At 56.3% G+C, this 968-nt stretch carries 2 protein-coding genes; one reads left to right on the forward strand and one right to left on the reverse strand.

Features of this window, described 5'->3' with window-relative positions; translation table 11 throughout:
• Nucleotides 1-245: hypothetical protein (locus tag AAAU26_RS01270; RefSeq protein ID WP_349180881.1), on the reverse strand; the 245-nt coding region annotated here is incomplete at its 3' end.
• Here AAAU26_RS01270 and mobQ point away from each other — a divergent pair.
• Nucleotides 217-968: MobQ family relaxase (mobQ, locus tag AAAU26_RS01275; RefSeq protein WP_349180882.1), on the forward strand; the 752-nt coding region annotated here is incomplete at its 3' end. The two genes, AAAU26_RS01270 and mobQ, sit on opposite strands and share 29 nt — an antisense overlap.

The following is a 968-nucleotide window of genomic DNA, read 5'->3' on the forward strand; positions in this document are numbered from 1 at the left end:
TGAAATCGAAGCTGGCGTTTGTGCGCCAGCCCGATTCCATCCCAAGGAAAACTGCATTTTCCTTGCGCTGCTTTGCAACTATCCTTTTGCGGCTCCCGCCTAAGACCGAAGCGCACAGCACTCCGCTCCAAGGCGGCGAGCAAAACCGAATACGATTCCAGACCGTTCATCAAGAGCAATCTTGCTTGGCGGTCTTTTTGTTTGGGGGTGATGCCTATGCCGTGTCCGCACTTCAAAATTTCCATCGTAAAACGCAGCCAAGGGCAGTCTGCTGTTGCTGGCGCAGCCTACCAGAGCGGCGAACGGCTGTTCAGCGAGTACGACCAGAAAACGAAATTCTACAACAAGAAGAAAGAGCTTGTCCACGCCGAAATCATGCTGCCACCTAATGCGCCGCCCGGATATGCAGACCGTGCCACGCTCTGGAACGCCGTGGAAGCCGTGGAGAACCAGTGGAACTCCCAGCTTGCCCGGCGTATCGTGCTGGCGTTTCCGGTGGAAGTCCCGAAAGAGCGGTATCTGTCCATGATAAAAGAGTTTTGTCAGGAGCAGTTTGTTTCCAAAGGGATGATCGCTGACTTTGCCATCCACGACAAGGGAGATGGCAACCCACACGCCCACATTCTGCTGACGCTCCGGGCAATGGATGAGCACGGCAGGTGGCTCCCGAAAGCCCGAAAGGTTTACGACCTTGACGAGAACGACAAGCGCATCCGGCTCGCTTCCGGCAACTGGAAGTGTCACAAGGAAAACATGGTGGACTGGAACGACCAGAAGTACGCCGAGGTCTGGCGGCATGGCTGGGAGACCATCACCAACCGCTATCTGGAAGCAGCGGGCAGACCGGAACGTGTTGACCTGCGCTCCTTTGAGTGGCAGGGCATCCAGCAGATACCGACCGTCCATCTCGGCCCCGCTGCACACCAGATGGAAAAGCGTGGAGTGGAAACCTTTCTCGGCAACCTGAA

Source organism: Faecalibacterium longum (assembly GCF_040094125.1).
Classification (GTDB): Bacteria; Bacillota; Clostridia; order Oscillospirales; family Ruminococcaceae; genus Faecalibacterium; species Faecalibacterium longum.